Below are 20130 nucleotides of genomic sequence, written 5' to 3'. Positions count from 1 at the left end.
AAAGGTTGCACCTTATTTATTCACATTCCATTTATAACTTACCCCTTGGCTTGTTTTATTTGAAAACGTGGAGCTTTCAAATTTCTTTCCCTGCACCATTTTAGAGACATTCACCTCCATTTTTGCATATTTATCGATGGCTACAAAAGCTTTCTCCACCGCAAAATCAGTTGCAATTAATTCTGCAGAATCAAATACACTCGCATTCAACTGATTCCCACCACCTTTTAAGGTAAGAGAATGAAAACCTCGTAAAATCACCTCCAAAGTAGACGTAGTAAAACCCTCTATTTCCGTACTTGCATTACCACCTAATTCCACTTTATTCAATTCAGGCACCACAATTTCCACTTGAATCCCAGGCTGAATTTTATCCAATACCAATACATTATTTTCTACATGAGCCGAGCTCTCCAAGGCTTGATTTCCTCGGTAAGTAATCTTAGGAAGATCGCCTCTTGTGATTTTAATCTGAGAAGACTCGGAATTTAACCCCCTAATCGAACTAAAGTTTTCCAAATCTTTCGTCATGCTAAAACCTACTTTCTCGTCAGAGAAATCCTCATTCTTCGATTCGTCCTCTTTGTGAGGCGTTCTGTTTAGACAAATCAAGCCCTTATCAGCTGAAAATGTCCAAAGCGAACCGATAAACAAATCCTGCCCCTCTTCGTGGAAGTAGCCTGATTCTAGGACATTGTCCATGTAGTAGGCGAAATCACGTGTCATGCTAAACGATTTGCCATAGGGGATCATAATTTTTACTTTCAATCGTTGCGCACGAAATTTGGAGTTCCGTAGACCAAAATGGGTATCAAAACGTAAATCCTTACCTTTTTGCAGGTAATTGTACTGAATCATTTTGGCATTCGCCTCCGCTTCTTTACGCGTCAAACCCTGCGATTTTGCGTACGTAATTACCTGAATCGTCTTCCCATCATAGCCCTCAACTTCAATATTCGTGCGATTAAAACGCTCCTCGTTATAATCGTGATTATCTTCCTCCTCCTCAAAATCAAATGTAAATTCTTCGACTTTTTCTCCCAACATCATTTGCCAGATCGTCTCGTTGTCTTTTTTGTCGATATCTAACAAATAAGTCGTCGAATCAGAAACCGCAATTTCCTTCACCTGATTGTAGGAGGCTGAACGTTGGAAGTTACGTCCTACAAAAGGAACCGCAGCAAACAATCCGATCCATCCTACGATCACCATCGTTGTGGAAACAACCTTATAGGTCTTGTTGTAGAATTTGCGATTCGCCAATAAGGAAACACCAGCGATGACAATCGAAACAAACATCGGTAAGAAAGCTAGAACCAAAGCCGGCACTGTCCAGAAAGGAAAATCTTTTGCGATTAAGTAAAGCGGTAGTGGACCCATATGAACAAGCTGCCCCTGGTCAATCCCTGTAAATCCAAGCGAACACAAAGCAACGATAGCAATAATAAATGCAATGCCTAAAATCAATAAAATAATGCCAACGAAAATCTGTACAATCCAGCGGATCACGTTCAAAGGTCCTTTCAAGGCTGAGAAAACCGTGGCAAAAATGCGGAAAGGGAAAAGCAATACTTTGGTTATAGTTTTTTCTTCTGTCTCATTGGGCTGAATACTTTTCTTTATATTGTTCTCAATATTCTCCAAGGTGATAGGTTCCCCTGTCATCTCCATTTTATCTTTCATACTCTTCGCCTCCGGTGTAATCGCTAAAATAACAATGTAAGCTATCACACCTGAGCCAAATAGCCCTACAGACAATACGGCCAAAACACGCAATAAACCTACATCCCAACCCGTATAAGCTGCGATACCAGCCATCACACCCCCAATCACCTTTTTCTCTGGATCACGGTAGAATTTGCGGTAGGATTTATCGTCATCTGGATTCACTTCACCCGGGACAGCGGCCCAAACAATAATATAAGCCCAGAAAACAATGTTACCTACATGGAATAATGGAAAACTAGCACTTAATAAAGCTAATAAAACCAAACGTACCCAGATCGGATCCACCTGAAAGTAGCGAGCGATACCTGCAGCTACTCCCCCTATTTGCTTGCGCGTAATGTCACGACGGAATATTTTAGGTCCCTCATTAGATCTTGGAGCAGTATACCCCTCTTTTTTATCTTCCTCTTCTTCTACTTGCTTGAAATCTGCAATAGTACCTAAAGAGGCAATTAAGGCATCCACATGCTCTTGTGAAATGGCTTCTGTTTTCTCCGTTTCTCTAATATTCCAAAATTTCTCTGCGATACTTGATTCAATATCGGCGATAATTTCTTTCGAACCCTCAAAAGAGGCGAAATAGGCATGGATGGATTTTAAATAGGCATCTAAGGTTGCATAAGCATCCTCTTCTATGTGGAAGACAAATCCTGCGATGTTGATTGATAAAGTCTTTTTCATGTAGGTTATAGTTAAGCCTGCGGTGAAGCGTTGGAAATTTGGTTAACGGATGCTTGTAATTCATCCCAAGTAGAGGACATTTCTGTTAAGAATTCCTGTCCCTTATCTGTTAATAAATAATATTTTCGAGGAGGCCCTGACGCTGATTCTACCCAGCGGTAGTCTAAAAATCCTGCATTTTTCAGGCGGGTTAATAAAGGGTATAAAGTACCCTCCACGACCATAATTTTAGCGGAGGTTAATTCAGATAACATCGTGGAGGCATACACCTCTCCTTTTGAGATAATTTTAAGAATACAAAATTCTAGTATTCCCTTTCTCATTTGCACCTTGGCATTTTCAATATCCATCGGTTGTTTGTTTAATTTGACAATGCAAATATAGACAAGGTACTATGCAATGCAAAGTACCTTAGAAAATTTATTTGTGAATTTGGATAAACGGTAGGTAATTTGTGATGAACGCACCCTTTTGAGGGTTAAGTATTATGAAGCCATTAAAAGAATTTTCTTTGCCCTTAGCCTTTTACAACCGGGATACCTGGTTAAAAGTGGCCTTTTTCGCGGTCAGCGTCGTGATGGCGGGTTTCTCTTTATACTTTACGGATGGCTTAGTAACGAAACTGGAGGAGCGGGAAAAACAGCAAATCGAGCTGTATGCTGAAACTATTCGCTATGCCTTGACGAGTGATAATAACGCAGATATCAATTTCTTTTTCGAACGGATTAAGAAAATAAATGAGAATAATACGATTCCGGTGATTTGGAAAGATGGGTCCGGACATTTGAACTCGATTAATATCCAAATTCAAGAAAGTTTAAGCACCGAACAAAAACAAGAGATTCTACAGCAAAAGCTGCAAGAGATTATTTTAGAAAATAACAAACCCATCGAAATGGACATGGGTTTCCAGAAAGAGTATATCTATTATGGTAACTCGCAGCTCTTAAAATTATTGCGTTACTATCCTTTATCGCAGCTATTAGTGGTTTTGATTGTTGCTTTTTTAGGGTATATCTTCTTGTCCTATTCTAGAAGAGCAGAGCAAAATCGGGTTTGGGTGGGTTTAGCCAAAGAAACAGCGCATCAGCTAGGCACTCCCCTATCTTCACTGACAGCTTGGGTTGAATTATTGCGAAATGAACCGCACATAAATCCAGAAATCGTCGTCGAGTTGTCCAAAGATATTCAACGATTAGAGACGATTACGACACGTTTTTCAAATATCGGATCTACACCCGTCTTAAAACTGGAAGACATTGAAGCAGTCATTCAAGGATTTATCAGCTATTTAAAGATCCGTATTTCATCCAAAGTAACCATTGAGATACATTCGTCCTTAGCGGCGAATCAATTAGCTAATATCAATAAATACTTGTTTGAATGGGTCATCGAAAATATTTGTAAGAATGGAGTGGATGCCATGAGTGGACAAGGTCAGATGCGGATTGAATTGAAAGAGGGCAAGAATAATGTGATTCACATTGACATCTCGGACACAGGGAAAGGCATTTTACCTAGTAATACCTCCAAAATTTTCTCCCCCGGTTTCTCGACTAAGAAGCGCGGTTGGGGATTGGGGTTGACATTGGCGAAACGGATTATCGAAAATTACCACCAAGGAAAATTGATTTTAAAATCGACAGAAATCAACAAAGGTTCCACTTTCCGCATTACGCTTCCTAAACCCGTCTAGATGACTGATCCTAATATTGTTTTTGGCTCTGCTTTATGTATTATCGCTATTGGTTATGCCTTGAAAAGCGCGGGATTTATACAGGAACATGACGGTAAATCACTTTCTAAATTTCTGATGCATACCACTTTTCCAGCATTGGTTTTTTCGACCATGATTCGGGTGAATATTACATGGGATTTGATTTACCTTCCCTTGATTGCGATGCTATTTGGGATGTTTTTGTCCTTTTCCGCTTTTCATCTATTCAAAAAAACAGAGCCAGAAAACCGAGGGGTAATGACTATTGGGAGTGCCGGATTTAATCTAGGTATCTTCGCCTACCCCCTCATCGAGGGAATTTTCGGTATTCAGGGATTGACCTATGCGATCATGTTTGATCTAGGAAATTCTGTGGTCAACTTTTTTGTCAACTATGGGATGGGAAACTATTTCAGTCGTGGCCCCAAAAACGACAACATTGCTGCTCACATTTTCAAACGTATCATTTCGCTTCCTCCTTTGCAGGCGATGGTCCTAGGTGTGGTCGTAAACTTGCTTCAAATAAAATTTCCTGTTTTTGCACTAGATCTCATTTCTACGATTGCATCAGGGAATAAACCCATCGTATTGTTACTTATGGGTATTTATTTCAGCGTGCGCCTATCTAAAAAATCGTATTATCGTGTGTTCCAGGTATTAAGTTTGCGTTATGCCATGGGGTTTTTAGTGGGAGGGATTTGTTTTTATCTACTACCCTTTGACCTCGGTTTTCGCAACCTATTAATGCTATGCCTCATTCTTCCCGTGGGCATGACTGTCATTACGTATTCAGACGAATTGAATTTAAATACACCACTTGCTGCTTCTTTAGTGAATATCTCACTTGTTATTAGTTTTGCGATTATGTGGATCATGGTGACAGTTTTCCACATGAGCGCTATTTAAACGATTTTTTTTGGTAATTTTATGAAACATTGGCTTATTGAACTAGTTTAGTTCGTAACCAATTCGCTAAAATTATGGTAGTCCCTTACAAGAATCAGTCCAAAGGAAAAAAAGAACAAGTCGCTGACATGTTTAATTCCATCTCCCACAAGTATGATTTCCTAAATCATCTATTAAGTGGAGGGATTGATATTATTTGGCGCAAAAAAGCCATCAAATTATTGCAAAACAAGGGTATCAAATCGGTTTTAGATATCGCTACCGGTACGGGAGATTTTGCCATCGAGGCCTTAAAAATCAAGCCTGAGAAAATTGTAGGAATTGATATTTCGGAGGGCATGTTAGCCTTCGGGGTAGAAAAAATCAAGAAATTAGGCTTAGATAAGATCATTACACTGCAAAAAGGCGATTCAGAAAAAATACCTTTCTCAGACAATAGTTTCGATGCGATAACCGTTAGTTTTGGTGTGAGGAATTACGAAACATTGGACAAGGGATTGAAAGAGATGTACCGCGTTTTAAAGCCAGGAGGTCATTGCGTGATTTTGGAGTTTTCCAACCCCAAAAGTTTCCCCATGAAACAACTCTACACTTTCTACTCAAAATTTTGCCTACCTGTCTTGGGTAAATTAATTTCCAAAGACCCAGCCGCCTATACCTACCTTCCTGAATCCGTTCAAGCTTTTCCCGATGGACAAGATTTCTTGACTATTTACCAGGAATGTGGATTTATCGATACGAAATGGATCCCAATGACTGGTGGAATTTGTTCCATCTACCTAGGGCACAAAAAAGCTAAAAACGCATGAAAAAAGGTCACTTAATCGGTTTTATTATCGCATTCTTACTTGGTTTTACCGCCATGGGCCAAGGAAAAAGATATATTCAGGTACATGATGAGTTTTATGACGAGAAACCTCTTCACTTTGGCTTCATGTTCGGTTTAACTTCTAGCAATTATTATGCGAATGGATTTCCGAGTGTGTTAGTGAACGATGTAACAGGTGAACCACTTTCTTTATCTTCCCCTAAAACGTTTGGGTTTCAAATCGGAGGAATTGTCAATTATGCGCTAAGCAAACATGTAGAACTAAAATCAGGCTTGAATATCGCCTTGTACGATCGCCAAATTCAATTTGCGAACGAAGACCTTATTTCGAGAGAATCAACCTGGTTAGAGATTCCGATGTTAGTCAAATTTCGTTCCGTTCGACGCCAAAACCACCGCATGTATTTACTATCTGGCTTAAAATTAGGCTTAGAAGCGAACGTAAAGAAAAAGAATACAGCTGTAACAGCCAATACCTCTGAACTTTCATTAGAATATGGAATTGGATTTGAGCGTTTCTACCGATTCTTTAAATTCTCCCCTGAAATTCGCATTTCACATGGCTTGAATAATCTTTTTGTTCCACCAGGAACCACTAACAGTTATTCAAAATTAAGCCAATTGAATTCTCATACCATTAGCTTGATTTTCAACTTCGAATAATTATTTCAATCCCGTCTTCGCTTTCTTGGGATCCACAATGGTTTCGAAAGAGCTTACGGCTGAAACTCCAAACCAGCCAGTACCTTGCAATTTCGAGGCAGGGTTTGTATTCTTAATATTAGTGGGAATGTTAGCCGCTGGTCTAGAAAACAAGCCAGCGTTATTCAGTTCCAAACGAGCCTGAGAGTAGAAGTTAAATTGATCCTCCGATATCGACCATAACTCCACTCGAATCTTATCATTTTCTACATACAAAGAGGGAGAAATAGAGCGTCGAATAGGCAAAATAAACATCAATCCATCCGTCATTGCGCCTTTTTGGAAGCCCGCATCATAGATCAACGTTAGATTGGCAGGATCATTAAACAACACCCCGTTGCGGTAGGTTTTAACCCGATAGCAATCACCAGCACCTCTTATGTCACGTGCATAAAACTGGGCATCATACCCATTCTTAGGACTATCATTCGCACCTTGACGGCCAGTCGCCTCGTCATATTGGTACAAAATCGAATCAATAGCTGGCACTCGATTCATTTTAGCGGAAGCTGAAATAGTTTCGTTTTGCCATTTTACTTGTAAAGTAAAAATGGTACCTACTTTACCGATAGTGGGTTGCTGTTCACTTGGTTCCCAGACATAAATACCACTTAAGGCTACTTTCTCCTTGAAAGAAAATAGATTCCCAAGTGTATCAGAAACAGTTACTTGAGCTCCTCCAATTTTAGGAATACTTGCTTGATCAAAATAATCTTGCGAGCGCGACAACATAATCTGTTGTGGTGCGCTTAAATTAGTCAAATTTGCTTCCACCACGATGTAGTGATCCGAATCAGGACTAGGCAAGGTAACTATCTCTTCGCAAGAAGTTAAGGCCAAAAGAATGAAAAATAAGTAAAATAGCTTCATCTTAAAACGAGAAATTATAGGTGACGGCAGGAACAAAAGAACCGATGATAGAGAGTTGAACAGCCTCGGTTTGGACTGAATTGTCTTCATTAGGTCGGGTATAAATCGAGAGGGGATTCTTTCGATTATATAGGTTATATACGGAGAATACCCACTCTGAACTACCTTTTCCAAACAAGGCTTTCTTGTTTTTCTTCGTAGCTGAAATATCCAAACGGTGGTAATCTGGCACCCGTATGTTTCCCCGAGTTCCTGGAATCGTTTGAGGATAGGCAATCCCATCAAAAACATATTTTTGGGCTGGAACAGTATAAGGAACACCTGTTATATAGGCAAAATTAGCCCCAAAAGACCATTTGTCAGATAAAGAATACTGACCAACCAAATTTAAAGTATGGGTACGATCATAGCGATTTGCATACCATTCATTGTTATTTAATCCCTCTATCTGACGTTCTGTTCTAGCTAAAGTATAACTGGCCCAACCTGTCAGTTTTCCTACGTTTTTCTTTAAAAAAAACTCGATTCCATAGGCACGGCCCTTTCCGAATAGCAAATCTTTTTCAAAATACGGGTTTAAGAACAAGTTCGCCCGATCCGCATAATCGATTTGATTTTCCATATCCTTGTAATATACCTCCACAGACGATTCATAATTATTACCATCTGGGCCAAAATTTTTAAACAAGCCTAAGGCTAGTTGGTCTACAATTTGGGGTTTGATATTATTCGTCGATGAAGTCCAAACATCTAAAGGGGTAGATGCCGCCGTATTCGACATTAAGTGAATATATTGAACTAAGCGATTATAGCTCAACTTCACCGAAGACGATTCATTCCCCGTCAAATTTAGAGCAAAACGCGGCTCCCAGTTTCCATAGGACGCTACCACAGCATCCGGATCCGTTTGATTTATTTTTAATAAATAACCAGATGGATTCTCCGTGCTTACCGCCACAGGAATTCGATCATAATACTCCCCATTCAAGCTCTTATAATCATAGTGCGAGTAGCGAACGCCGTATTGAACCGTTAAGCGCGAACTAATTTTCCAGTCATGACCAATATAAGCTGAAGCTTCCACACCTTGCTTATTCGCTTGTCCAAACTCTCTTTTCTCCCCATTCGAAGTAGCATTTGCCTTACCAGGAGTAAAATCATACGAAAGTAATTGCCCTCCAAAACTAATGGTATTGTCCGGTCTTACGTAATACGTAAAATCAGGTTTGATACTAAAATTTTCAATGTTAGACGTCCATTTAAAGGCATCATTGGGGCGTTTGTTTTCAATATCAGAATCCAACATGTAATCGTAATTACTATAGAATGCTGTCGCGTTAAGGAATAATTTATTAGAGAAAACGTGATTCCAACGTGTTGTTAAGGTTGTATTTCCCCAATCAAAACCAAAACCAGTTCCAAATACATCACGTCCAAAGTATCCGGACATAAAAACGGTATTCTTCGAGTTGATGGTATAATTGACTTTGGCAGTCAAATCATAAAAACTAAATTTAGAATTCGCGTTATTTCCAGTTAAAAAAGGTTTTGCTAGAACATCGATATAAGAACGACGTGCCGCCACAATAAAGGACGCCTTATCCTTTACTATGGGAGCTTCGATAGATATACGCGAAAATATTACCCCAACCCCTCCATTCACTTCTAATTTCTTCGCGTTACCCTCTTTCATTTTCACATCCAAAATAGAAGACGCGCGACCACCATACATCGATGGAATGCCACCCTTGAACAATTTCACATCTTTAACCGCATCTGGATTAAAGACAGAAAAGAAACCAAAGAGATGAGAGGAATTATATACCGGAGCATCGTCTAATAGCACTAAATTTTGATCAACTCCTCCACCTCGGACATTAAAGCCGGAGGCTCCCTCGCCTACCGTAGATACGCCAGGTAATAATTGGATAGCCCGTACCAGATCAACTTCTCCTAAAAGAGCTGGAATTTTACGAATGGTTTTGATGTCGACTTTGTTAACAGACATTTCAATCCCTTTCACATTCTCATCATTTGCACGTGCTTTGACAATAACTTCGGCTAATTCCTGAGAATCAGCTACTAATTCCACCGAAATCTCTTGAGGTTTAGCCGCCACAACAACTTCTTGCTCGCTCTTTTTAAATCCTGACGAAGAAAAAACGAGTGTGTATTTACCTGTAGGAAGCGTTAAACTGTAAAAGCCATAGGTATTAGTGACGTTACCTGTTTTTAATTCCTTTACATACACACTAGCGCCGATGAGTCCCTCACCACTAGACGCTTCTTTTACGTAGCCACTAATGGTAGACTTTTGGGCATATAATATACCAGGTAAGAACAGAAAAATAAGGAAAAGTAATTTGCGCATAATTTTAAAAACTCAAAGATACGGGTAAATGTTTTTTCTCGTTGTTAAATTATGATAAACGGGGAATGAGGTATTTTTTTACCATAATCGGAAACATATTACCATTATGTAATTTATATTGAATAATTATTTACATTTGTCAAAAACCTATCAACAATGGATTTACAAGTATTCGGGCAAATCATCAGAGAAAAAAGGAATGCCATCGGATTAAAACAGGAAGAACTTAGCATACGAAGTGGTGTGGCCATCAAAACTATTCACAGTATTGAATTAGGCAAAGGCAACCCAGCGATAAAAACCATATTACGGCTATTCGACACTTTATCCTTAGACCTCCTCGTTGTCGCTTCTAAAAACAATCAAAAATAAGATAATGGAACAAGAAATTAGCTTCGAACGCATTCCAACACATATTTTTTTAGATTCTGATTTAGCCTCTAAATCAGTCGCGAAAGAAATTGCGGATCTTATTCGCAAAAATAACCAAGAAAAAAAACCTACCATTTTAGGACTTGCCACTGGCTCTTCGCCCAAAAAAGTATACCAAGAACTCATCCGAATTCACAGAGAAGAAGGCTTGAGTTTTAAAAATGTCATCACGTTTAATTTGGACGAATACCATCCGATGGAACCGGATTCCATACAGAGTTATGTCCGATTTATGAAAGAACAACTCTTCGACCATATTGATATACCGGTAACTAATTACCATTTACCTGACGGAACGCTGTCTTTAGAAAAGATTCCGGAGTTTTGCAGAGACTATGAAGCGAAGATTGAACGCTTGGGAGGTTTTGATTATTACTTATTAGGCATTGGCCGCAATGGACATATTGGTTTTAATGAACCCGGTTCTACTATCAATTCAAAAACACGTTTAATGACGTTGGATATTGCGACGAAAATAGATGCATCGCCTGATTTTGGTGGCCTACAAAAGGTACCCAAAAAAGCCATCACGCTCGGAATCGACAGCATTATGAAGTCCAAGAAGATCGTCTTATTGGCTTGGGGAGAACATAAAGCAGATAGTGTAGCCAAAGCCGTGGAGGGCACCGTCACCTCAGATATTCCCGCATCCTATCTTCAATTACACCCGAACGCATCCTTTATCTTAGATGAAACGGCGGCATCTATGTTAACCCGAATTAAAACTCCTTGGGTCGTGGACACCGTGAAATGGGACAGAAATATGATCAAAAAGGCGGTGACTCATCTCTCTTTGACCCTACAGAAACCCGTCTTAAAACTTACATCGAAAGATTATAATGAACAAGGCTTATCTGAGCTTTTGTCTTTGTATGGCCAAGCATACGAAATCAATATCGAAGTATTCAATTACTTACAACACACCATCACAGGCTGGCCTGGCGGAAAACCGAATGCAGATGACACGCACCGCCCAGAGCGCGCATTCCCTGCGAAGAAGAAAGTATTAATCTTCAGTCCGCATCCAGATGACGATATCATTTCCATGGGTGGCACATTCCAACGTTTACACGACCAAGGTCATGATGTACACGTAGCCTACCAAACGACGGGCAACATTGCTGTAGCTGACGACGAGGCACTTCGTTTCGCAGAATTCGTAGTGGATTTCAATGAAAAATTCGAAAGCCCGAACGCCAAAGCAAACCGGATTTACAAGGAGGCGATCAAATTCCTCAAGAATAAACCGGATTCAGAAATTGATATTCCGGCCGTTAGAGAAATCAAGGGCTTAATCCGCAAGGGTGAAGCAAAGAATACTTGCCGCTTCGTGGGGATCAAAAAAGAGAACGCACACTTCCTAGAAATGCCTTTCTATGAAACAGGAACAATTCGCAAAAAACCCATAGGCGAAAAAGACATTCAAATCGTAATGGATCTCATTGAGGAGATTCAACCACACCAAATTTATGCAGCCGGCGATTTAGCGGATCCACATGGCACACACAAAGTCTGCTTAGACGCCATACTAGAGGCTGTAACGCGCTTAAAACACCGGGAATACATGAAGAACTGCTGGGTATGGCTATACAAAGGTGCATGGGCAGAGTGGGATATTGATCAAATCGAAATGGCCGTACCGATGTCTCCAGACCAAGTATTTAAAAAGAGAATGGGTATTTTCAAACACCAATCTCAAAAGGACGGGGTTGTATTCCAAGGAGACGATTCAAGGGAATTTTGGCAACGGGCTGAAGAAAGAAACCGAGCAACGGCTTCTCTCTACAACGCCTTAGGCCTTGCTGAATACGAAGCCATGGAGGCATTCGTACGCTGGAAATTCTAATCTTATTTTAAAGCGGCATATAGGATCTCCGCGGCATGCTTCGCATGCCGCTTAGTTCCATCGTGAATTTGATGGCGACAACTGGTTCCAGAGGCTACAATATCTACTTCTTCTGGCTGAGATCGTACCGTAGGGAATAAAACTAATTCCCCTATCTGCATAGATAAGTCGTAATGTTCTTTCTCATACCCAAAAGATCCCGCCATTCCGCAACACCCTGATGGGATTAATTGCACTTCGAAATTCTCCGGTAAAGAGAGAGCCTTTTTAGCTGAAACAAGGGACGAAATAGCCTTTTGTTGGCAATGCCCATGCAATTTCATCAGTTTCTTTTCTGTGCTAAATGCCGCAGAGGTGATGCGTTTGGCATCTGCCTCTCTAGCGATAAATTCTTCTAGTAATAAAGTATTTTTAGCTAATTCTTGTGCCTTTTCTACCCATTCATCCGACACTAAATCCGGATATTCATCGCGGAAGGTCAAAATGGCAGAGGGTTCTATTCCCACCAATGGCGTATTTTCTGTGATTAAAGAGGACCATAGGCGTACATTTTGCATCGCTAATACGCGTGCCTCATCTAGCATTCCTTTGGACAAATACGCTCTACCTGAAATCGGATGCGGAATTATCTTCACTTCATAACCCAAACGCTCAAGTAATAAAACAGCCGTACGACCTACTTCAGCATCATTAAAATTCGTAAACTCATCGACAAACAAGTAAACTGACTTATCCTGAATGGGCGATGTACGTGACTTTAACCAAGTCCAAAGTGTTTGTTTCGCCATTAATGGCATCGTACGATCTGGGTGAAAACCCACGAGGGAATTAGAGATACGGCGAATTACCGGTGTTCCCATTACCACATTGTATAAGAAAGGCACATAGGAAGCTATATTAGATAGCTTTGCAAAGTTCCCTACCAGCCAAGAACGTAAAGGAAGTCCCTTTTCTTTTTGATACTGGTACAAAAACTCCATCTTCAATTTCGCCACATCCACATTTGATGGACACTCAGCCTTACAACCTTTGCAAGCTAAGCAAAGATCCATCACTTCCTTAATCTCCTCATGAGCAAAGCGATTAGGCTGTTCTGAGCGCGTTAAAAACTCTCTTAAAATATTCGCGCGCGCTCGAGTTGTTTCTTTTTCATTTCTAGTCGCCATAAAGGATGGACACATAGTCCCCCCTGAAATAGGCGTTTTACGACAATCTCCAGAACCATTACATTGCTCCGCATGTTGCAAAACATCCTGATCCTTGAAGCGGAAAGCTGTTTTAAATTCAGGGGTTTGCTGACCAGCTTCGTAACGCAAAAACGTATCCATCGGAGGTGTATCCACAATCTTATTAGGATTAAATATCCCCTTAGGATCCCACCAAGACTTCAATTCCCGCATCAATTGGTAATTCTCCTCTCCTACCATCCAGGGAATAAACTCCCCTCTTAAACGGCCATCTCCGTGTTCCCCAGATAGTGAACCTTTAAATTTCTTTACTAAACGAGCTATCTCCTCCGCAATATGACGGAATTGCTGATGCCCTTCTTTTGTCTTCAAATTAATGATTGGACGCAAGTGCAATTCTCCTGATCCTGCGTGCGCATAATGCACGCAATACAGGTTATTGGCTTGTAATATTTCGTTGAATTCAGCAATGAACGCTGGCAAATCATTCACGTCTACAGCCGTGTCTTCGATTACGGCCACCGCTTTTTCATCACCAGGCAAATTAGAAAGTAGGCCTAAACCCGCTTTTCTCAAGTCCCACACCTTCTTCACATCGCCTCCTGTCACATAGGGAAAATGGTATCCTAATCCTGCCTTACGCATGGCTGCTTCGCATGCCTGCGCTTGAGAGGCTAAATCTTCGGCTGAATCAGAACGCAATTCTACGACCAGAATAGCTCCTGGGTCGCCCTCTACGAAGAAGCGATTTTGGCGTTGTTCTGGATTCGCTTTGGTACATTCTAGAATATAATGATCCATCAACTCAGAGGCAGATGGATTGAATTGTAAGGCAATCAAATTTGCCCGTAATGCTTCGTCAATGGTATTAAAATGGCCACAAACCAAACCTAAATGAGCTGGTGGCAATGGATCAACGTGCAGTTTAATACGAGTGGCAAAACATAAAGTTCCTTCGGACCCACTGATCAACGAACAGAAATTAAAAGGCGCCTCCGTTCTTTCAAAAGCTTTCGTGTTTAATAACATATCCACGGCATAGCCTGTATTTCGACGATGTATGCTCGGCTTTGGAAACTCGTCAATAATATTTTTCTGGTGTTGCGGATCTGATAAGGAAGCAAGCGTCTTCTCATAAATTCCATGCAGACGAGAACCTTTTTCTAGTGTTTTAATCGTCTCAAAGGGATCTTCCGCCTTAAAATGAACTGGCGTACCATCTGAAAGAAATCCTTCCACCTCTAACACGTGATCCCTCGTGGAACCATACGCCACGGAATTAGAACCGCAGGAGTTATTTCCCACCATTCCACCAATCATCGCGCGGTTAGCAGTAGAAGTCTCTGGACCAAAAAACAATCCATGCTTTTTTAGCTCCACATTCAAAACATCCCGCACTACACCTGGTTCCACCCAGACATAGGATTCTGCCACGTTAACCTCTAAAATTCGGTTGAAAAACTTGGATACATCTACTACTAGTCCATTACCCACCACCTGGCCCGCTAAGGATGTGCCTGCTGTACGTGGAATCAAGGGAATGGAATGTTGGTCAGCAAATCGAATGATCTTCTCTAAATCCTCCATCGTCTCGGGAATAACCACCCCTAAAGGCATCTCCCGATAGGCCGACGCATCCGTTGCATACAAAGTTTTCATCACGGTATCCGTGTGAAGCGTTCCCTGCAAGGTGCTGCCTAAAGTAGATAAGATTGTTTCCGTGATTTGCGTCGCCATGATTTATTTCTTAAGCTGCAATTTACACAAAGCACTGATTAGTAGCAATTGAGCCACAATATAAGTACTCATAACTACCGAAGATATCCCCAGAAAAGAATAATAAAACTTCCCAAAAGCCAAAACGCTATCTGAAACCACAAAGAAAAATGCGCCCAGAACAATGGTCTGATTCCTAAGGCGAATCGCAAAGTACAGCATCGATCCCAGCGCAAACGCGTATAGGGTCACCGGAATCTTCATCCCTCCCGCTAAATACGGGTTTAAAAAGGCTAAAAACGAGAATACGTAAATAAGCACCCCAGCTAAAGGCTTTCGTGCAAAAACGGGTACCCAGGCCTCATCGGAAGCTTGTTTAGCAAAAAGGCGAATATAGCTCACCTGCATAATCAAAAAGGACCCTAAACCTAACTGGAAGTACAAAGGACTATCGCCTGGGAGCATTAAAAACACATCCCCTAGCAAAGCAAAAATGGCTGTAAAGAAAAGCGCCGGCCTCGGATTTTCCATAGCGATATGTCCCATCAGGAGAATCAAAAGCAAGGGTTTCGACACAAGTCGAACTTCTGGATAGGAAGCAAATAGTAACGGAGACAATAGCTCAATGACCGCATCGAGCCAGAACAATTTAATGAATATGTTTTTCATCTGTGTCTTTTTTTAAAAGCAAAAAGTCACTCAACAGTAAGGGCTGAGTGACTTTTCGTTATTTAATAGCAGGTGTGGATCAAGATCCGCATGCCTCACATGCCTCTGGGTTATCCAAAGAGCAAGTCATATCTGCTTTATTTTGTTCTGCACTGTTATCAAAGCTAGCTGCCGCTGCTTTCGCTGCTGCCTCTGAGTACACTAATTCAGTTTCGTTCACTAAATTCGTTTGCTCGATAGCTGGCTCTGCTTGTTTTTCCACAGTAAACTTGATGGCATCCGTTGCTGCTTTTGTACGTAAGTAATACATACCTGTTTTCAAGCCTAGCTTCCAAGCGTGGAAGTGCATCGAAGTTAATTTACCGAAGTTCACATCTTGGATGTGGATATTTAAACTTTGAGACTGGCAAATGTACGCTCCACGATCTGCAGCCATCTCTAGGATAGTCTTTTGCTTGATCTCCCAAACCGTTTTGTATAAATCCTTCAAGTTTTGAGGAATTTCCGGAATGTTTTGAACGGATCCATTCGCGATGATCAATTTGTTCTTCATGGAATCATTCCACAAGTTTAACTTGATCAAATCTTTCAACAAGTGCTTGTTAACGATCGCAAATTCACCTGACAATACACGACGTGCGTAGATATTAGATGTGTATGGCTCGAAACATTCGTTGTTTCCAAGAATCTGGCTCGTTGAAGCCGTAGGCATAGGAGCTACTAATAACGAGTTGCGCACACCGTTTTCTACTACTTTCGTACGTAAATCTTCCCAATCCCAGTTTCCTGAAGATGGAGTCACATTCCACATATCGAATTGGAATACCCCTTTCGAGATAGGAGAACCTTCCCAAGTAGAATAAGGACCCTCTACTTTCGCTAATTCCATCGATGTTTCCATCGCTGCGAAATAGATTGTTTCGAAGATATCTTTGTTCAATTGTTGCGCTTCTGCTGATTCAAATGGCATGCGTAACAAGATAAACACGTCAGCTAATCCTTGAACGCCTAAACCGATAGGACGGTGACGCAAGTTCGAGTTTTCTGCCTCTTTAACTGGGTAATAGTTTACATCGATGATCTTGTTCAAGTTGCGTGTCGCAATCTTTGTCACATCGTATAATTTCTTGTGATCGAAACGTAAAACACCGTTTTCGTCAGCGTTCACATATTTAGGTAGCGCTAAAGAAGCTAAGTTACAAACCGCTACTTCATCTTTCGCTGTATACTCTATGATCTCTGTACATAAGTTCGAAGACTTAATGGTACCTAAGTTCTTTTGGTTTGACTTGTTGTTCGCGTGATCTTTGAACAACATGTATGGTGTTCCTGTCTCTGTTTGAGATTCTAAGACCTTAAACCACAACTCTTGTGCTTTAACAACTGTGCGTGCTTTACCAGCCAATTCGTATTTCTCATACAAGGCTTCGAATTCAGCTCCGTGTGTATCCGCTAAACCTGGACACTCGTGAGGGCAGAAAAGAGACCACTCCTCGTTATTCTCTACCCGCTTCATGAATAAATCTGGAATCCATAGGGCATAGAATAAGTCACGCGCACGCATTTCTTCTTTACCGTGGTTCTTCTTCAATTCTAAGAATTCGAATACATCCGCGTGCCATGGCTCTAAGTAAATCGCAAAGCTACCTTTACGTTTTCCACCTCCTTGATCGACATAACGAGCCGTATCATTGAATACACGTAACATTGGGATAATACCATTCGAAGTACCATTCGTACCCTTGATATAAGAGCCTGTAGCACGGATGTTATGGATGCTTAATCCAATACCTCCAGCAGACTGAGATATCTTCGCTGTTTGCTTCAATGTATCGTAGATTCCTTCGATCGAATCGTCCTGCATTGTTAACAAGAAACAAGACGATAATTGAGGCTTCGGAGTACCTGCATTGAAGAGGGTCGGAGTCGCGTGAGTAAACCAACGCTCAGATAATAAATTATAGGTCTCAATCGCTGCTGCAATATCGGTTTGATGGATACCTACCGCCACACGCATCAACATGTGTTGAGGGCGTTCGGCAATCTGTCCATCTAGCTTTAGTAGATAAGATTTCTCTAGGGTCTTAAATCCGAAATAATCATAGCCAAAGTCGCGGTCATAGATGATTGCCTCATCTAGTTCAACGGCATTGTTCTTAATAATGTCGTATACCTCTTTCGAAAGAAGAGCTGCATTCAAACCCGTCTTAGGATCGATGTACGTGTACAAGCGTTTCATAGTAGCTGAGAACGACTTCAACGTATTCTTATGCAAGTTAGAAACTGCGATACGAGCCGCTAAAACTGCATAATCCGGATGCTTTGTCGTCAAAGAGGCAGCCGTTTCAGCCGCTAAATTATCAAGTTCAGTTGTCTTAACGCCATCAAACAAACCAGTGATCACTTTTCTAGCAACCTCCAATGGCTGAACAAAAAATGGATCTAAGCTGTAACTCAGCTTTTCAATTCTGGCGGTGATTTTGTCAAACTTTACTGATTCGCGACGACCGTCTCTTTTTACTACGTACATGTGTATCTATCTATTATAATTTAAAACTTGTAATCTATATAAATGTTAAAACCAACCCAGCAAAAACAGACAATAGATTCCCTGCGTTAAGAGAATTTTTTTCTTAGCTTTTGGACTCTTTTTGCGTTAACAAATTGAGTGTGTGGCGGTTTTGTTTTTATGCTTTCCTAAACCAAAAATTGAAGCATCTTTGGCTGATTGTGCTCTTGGTAAAATTAGAAAAAAAGGAGGCTCCGTGCAAACTATTTTTTGGCCAAAAAAAATATAAAAAAAGGTCGTATTTGAAATACCACATACAAACCCCCACAAGTCAATTCATTAGCCGTATCCCTTCTTAGAAAAGTGCTATAAAATTATTTTTAAAAAAATTACGATGGAAAAATCGCGCGGAAATATCTAAAATTTTTGTTAAGGTAAATAGTTGGAAAATAAAATACATTCTGTAATTTTGCATCCCTTATTGTAAGGTCCAAATATCCCCTTTGGAAAACATTATTTAAACAGGACGGCAGGGAATCGTCTATTATCCATTATCATGAAAAAAGATATCCACCCAGAATACAAAGAAGTTGTATTTCACGATCTATCAGCAGATTACAAGTTTTTAACTCGTTCATGTGTTGCTACTACTGAGACAACAGAATTCGAAGGAGCTACTTACCCAGTATACAAATTAGAGGTTTCATCTCAATCTCACCCGTTCTATACAGGTAAGAACGTATTGTTAGATACAACAGGACGTGTAGACAAATTTAACAAGCGTTACGCGAAGTAATTTTTCTGACGACTATACAAAAAGCCTTCTTCCATACTTTGGGGGGAGGCTTTTTTTATCCTAGATTTGTCCTATGCAGCTTACAGTACATCTATTCGAGGATTTGGCGCTTCAGACCGCTCTACAACCGCTTACTCAGCACCGAAAAATAGCTGATTTATGGGCTGGAACGAGTACCCTAGAAAGCAAGTGGCCTACCCGTGTTTCGAATGCAAATCAGGCGGATATTCAGGTACTCAGTGCTGTTCTTCCTTTGGCTTCGACTTTAGCCTTATTAGACCAGTTGCCAGAGGATAGTTCGTATGTAAATCAGGGTCGTATTTTGGCCCAAAGAGGACAGGGAAAATACTACATCGAAATTCAGCTTCCTTTCCTCCAGCATCCAGAAGATTTACTAGCCCACCAAGCCGAGTTTTTGAGGGCTGAAATCAAGGGGAATAATCCTGCTCCCGGAAACAATACGTTTATCTGTTCTGAAAACATCTACATTCACCCCTCAGCACAGGTGCAAGGAAGTATTTTAGATGCCAGCAATGGGCCCATTTATATAGGAGAAGAAGTAAACATACAAATAGGGACACTGATTCAGGGTCCTGCGGCGTTCCTAACAGGCGCAACGACAAACATAGGAGCAAAGATCCGACCAAACACCACGATAGGCCCAGGCTGCAAGGTAGGTGGCGAAATCAACCAGTGTATTTTCTTCCCATTTAGCAATAAGGCGCATGAGGGTTATTTAGGCAACTCGATTGTGGGATCCTTTTCAAATTTAGGCGCATTAACGACCGGCTCTAACTTACGTAATGATATTCAGCCCGTTTCTATTTACGATTACTCCCTAAAGGGGCTACGCAAGACGGGAATGAAGTCTGTAGGTCAAATCATCGGCGACTATGTTACCACCGGTGTGGGAACTCATCTGAATACGGGAACTGTGATCGGAAGCCATTGCAATCTTTCGAGCATTGGTTTTCCACCGCGTTTCATTCCCTCCTTTAGCTTTGGAGAGTATCCAGCGCTGAAGTCATTTGACTTCGAAAAAGCGTTTGCCTCTGCTTGCGCTTGGATGCAATTAAAAAATCAGGAAATCCCCGAAAATCTCCGCCAAAGCATGGATGAAATTTGGAAAGCGGACACATCTTTCCGAAATTAGTTCTTTCTTTTACAAAAG

General features: G+C 40.9%; 15 protein-coding genes. 8 read left to right on the top strand and 7 right to left on the bottom strand.

All coding sequences use genetic code 11. The annotated features are described in order from the left end of the window. Window positions 1-12: 12 nt before the first annotated feature. Both SKC37_RS01125 and SKC37_RS01120 read right to left on the bottom strand, forming a co-directional pair. A complete protein-coding gene (locus tag SKC37_RS01125) occupies window positions 13-2409 on the bottom strand; it encodes a PspC domain-containing protein (protein ID WP_377979702.1) in 2397 nt (798 codons plus the stop codon). An 11-nt stretch (window positions 2410-2420) separates the two neighbouring features. After that, the gene (locus tag SKC37_RS01120) at window positions 2421-2759 is read right to left on the bottom strand and encodes a PadR family transcriptional regulator (RefSeq protein WP_223130201.1); all 339 of its coding nucleotides are present in this window, start codon (window positions 2757-2759) and stop codon (window positions 2421-2423) included. A 137-nt stretch (window positions 2760-2896) separates the two neighbouring features. Between SKC37_RS01120 and SKC37_RS01115 the strand changes: the two genes are divergently transcribed. From SKC37_RS01115 to porT, 4 genes are all read left to right on the top strand, one after another. Next, a complete protein-coding gene (locus tag SKC37_RS01115; RefSeq protein WP_377979701.1) occupies window positions 2897-4105 on the top strand; it encodes a sensor histidine kinase in 1209 nt (402 codons plus the stop codon). Continuing rightward, window positions 4106-5032: an AEC family transporter gene (locus SKC37_RS01110; RefSeq protein ID WP_377979700.1), complete on the top strand. Its 927-nt coding sequence runs from the start codon at window positions 4106-4108 to the stop codon at window positions 5030-5032. Between the two features lie 71 nt (window positions 5033-5103). After that, a complete protein-coding gene (gene ubiE / locus SKC37_RS01105; RefSeq protein ID WP_377980495.1) occupies window positions 5104-5841 on the top strand; it encodes a bifunctional demethylmenaquinone methyltransferase/2-methoxy-6-polyprenyl-1,4-benzoquinol methylase UbiE in 738 nt (245 codons plus the stop codon). After that, the gene (porT, locus tag SKC37_RS01100; protein ID WP_377979699.1) at window positions 5838-6524 is read left to right on the top strand and encodes a type IX secretion/gliding motility protein PorT/SprT; all 687 of its coding nucleotides are present in this window, start codon (window positions 5838-5840) and stop codon (window positions 6522-6524) included. Before ubiE ends, porT begins: the two co-directional genes overlap by 4 nt. Here porT and SKC37_RS01095 read toward each other — a convergent pair whose 3' ends face one another. Next, window positions 6525-7433 (bottom strand): DUF4249 domain-containing protein, encoded by a 909-nt coding sequence (locus tag SKC37_RS01095; RefSeq protein ID WP_377979698.1) that lies wholly within the window; start codon window positions 7431-7433, stop codon window positions 6525-6527. Window position 7434: 1 nt separating this feature from the next. After that, entirely contained in the window at window positions 7435-9804 is a 2370-nt protein-coding gene (locus SKC37_RS01090) for a TonB-dependent receptor (protein WP_377979697.1), read from the bottom strand. A gap of 156 nt (window positions 9805-9960) precedes the next feature. Here SKC37_RS01090 and SKC37_RS01085 point away from each other — a divergent pair, with 156 nt between their 5' ends. Together SKC37_RS01085 and nagB are read left to right on the top strand one after the other, a co-directional pair. After that, the gene (locus SKC37_RS01085; protein ID WP_377979696.1) at window positions 9961-10176 is read left to right on the top strand and encodes a helix-turn-helix domain-containing protein; all 216 of its coding nucleotides are present in this window, start codon (window positions 9961-9963) and stop codon (window positions 10174-10176) included. A 4-nt stretch (window positions 10177-10180) separates the two neighbouring features. Then, a complete protein-coding gene (gene nagB / locus SKC37_RS01080) occupies window positions 10181-12082 on the top strand; it encodes a glucosamine-6-phosphate deaminase (RefSeq protein WP_377979695.1) in 1902 nt (633 codons plus the stop codon). A gap of 2 nt (window positions 12083-12084) precedes the next feature. Here nagB and SKC37_RS01075 read toward each other — a convergent pair whose 3' ends face one another. The 3 genes from SKC37_RS01075 to SKC37_RS01065 form a co-directional block, all read right to left on the bottom strand. Next, window positions 12085-15006, bottom strand: a complete 2922-nt coding sequence (locus SKC37_RS01075) for an FAD-binding and (Fe-S)-binding domain-containing protein (RefSeq protein WP_377979694.1) — start codon at window positions 15004-15006, stop codon at window positions 12085-12087. Window positions 15007-15009: 3 nt separating this feature from the next. Further along, a complete protein-coding gene (locus tag SKC37_RS01070) occupies window positions 15010-15654 on the bottom strand; it encodes a lysoplasmalogenase (RefSeq protein ID WP_377979693.1) in 645 nt (214 codons plus the stop codon). 79 nt (window positions 15655-15733) lie between these two features. Continuing rightward, a complete protein-coding gene (locus SKC37_RS01065; RefSeq protein ID WP_377979692.1) occupies window positions 15734-18184 on the bottom strand; it encodes a ribonucleoside-diphosphate reductase subunit alpha in 2451 nt (816 codons plus the stop codon). Window positions 18185-18719: 535 nt separating this feature from the next. On the opposite strand from SKC37_RS01065, the gene SKC37_RS01060 reads away from it, so the two are divergent. Both SKC37_RS01060 and SKC37_RS01055 read left to right on the top strand, forming a co-directional pair. Further along, window positions 18720-18959, top strand: a complete 240-nt coding sequence (locus SKC37_RS01060; protein ID WP_130896059.1) for a type B 50S ribosomal protein L31 — start codon at window positions 18720-18722, stop codon at window positions 18957-18959. Between the two features lie 73 nt (window positions 18960-19032). Continuing rightward, window positions 19033-20112 (top strand): hypothetical protein, encoded by a 1080-nt coding sequence (locus SKC37_RS01055; RefSeq protein WP_377979691.1) that lies wholly within the window; start codon window positions 19033-19035, stop codon window positions 20110-20112. Window positions 20113-20130 lie beyond the last annotated feature (18 nt).

Source organism: Aquirufa esocilacus, from assembly GCF_042715595.1.
In the GTDB taxonomy this organism is placed as follows: Bacteria; Bacteroidota; Bacteroidia; order Cytophagales; family Spirosomataceae; genus Aquirufa; species Aquirufa esocilacus.
The sequence above is the reverse complement of the archived record's forward strand: the minus strand, read 5'-3'. Positions and strand labels throughout refer to the sequence as shown.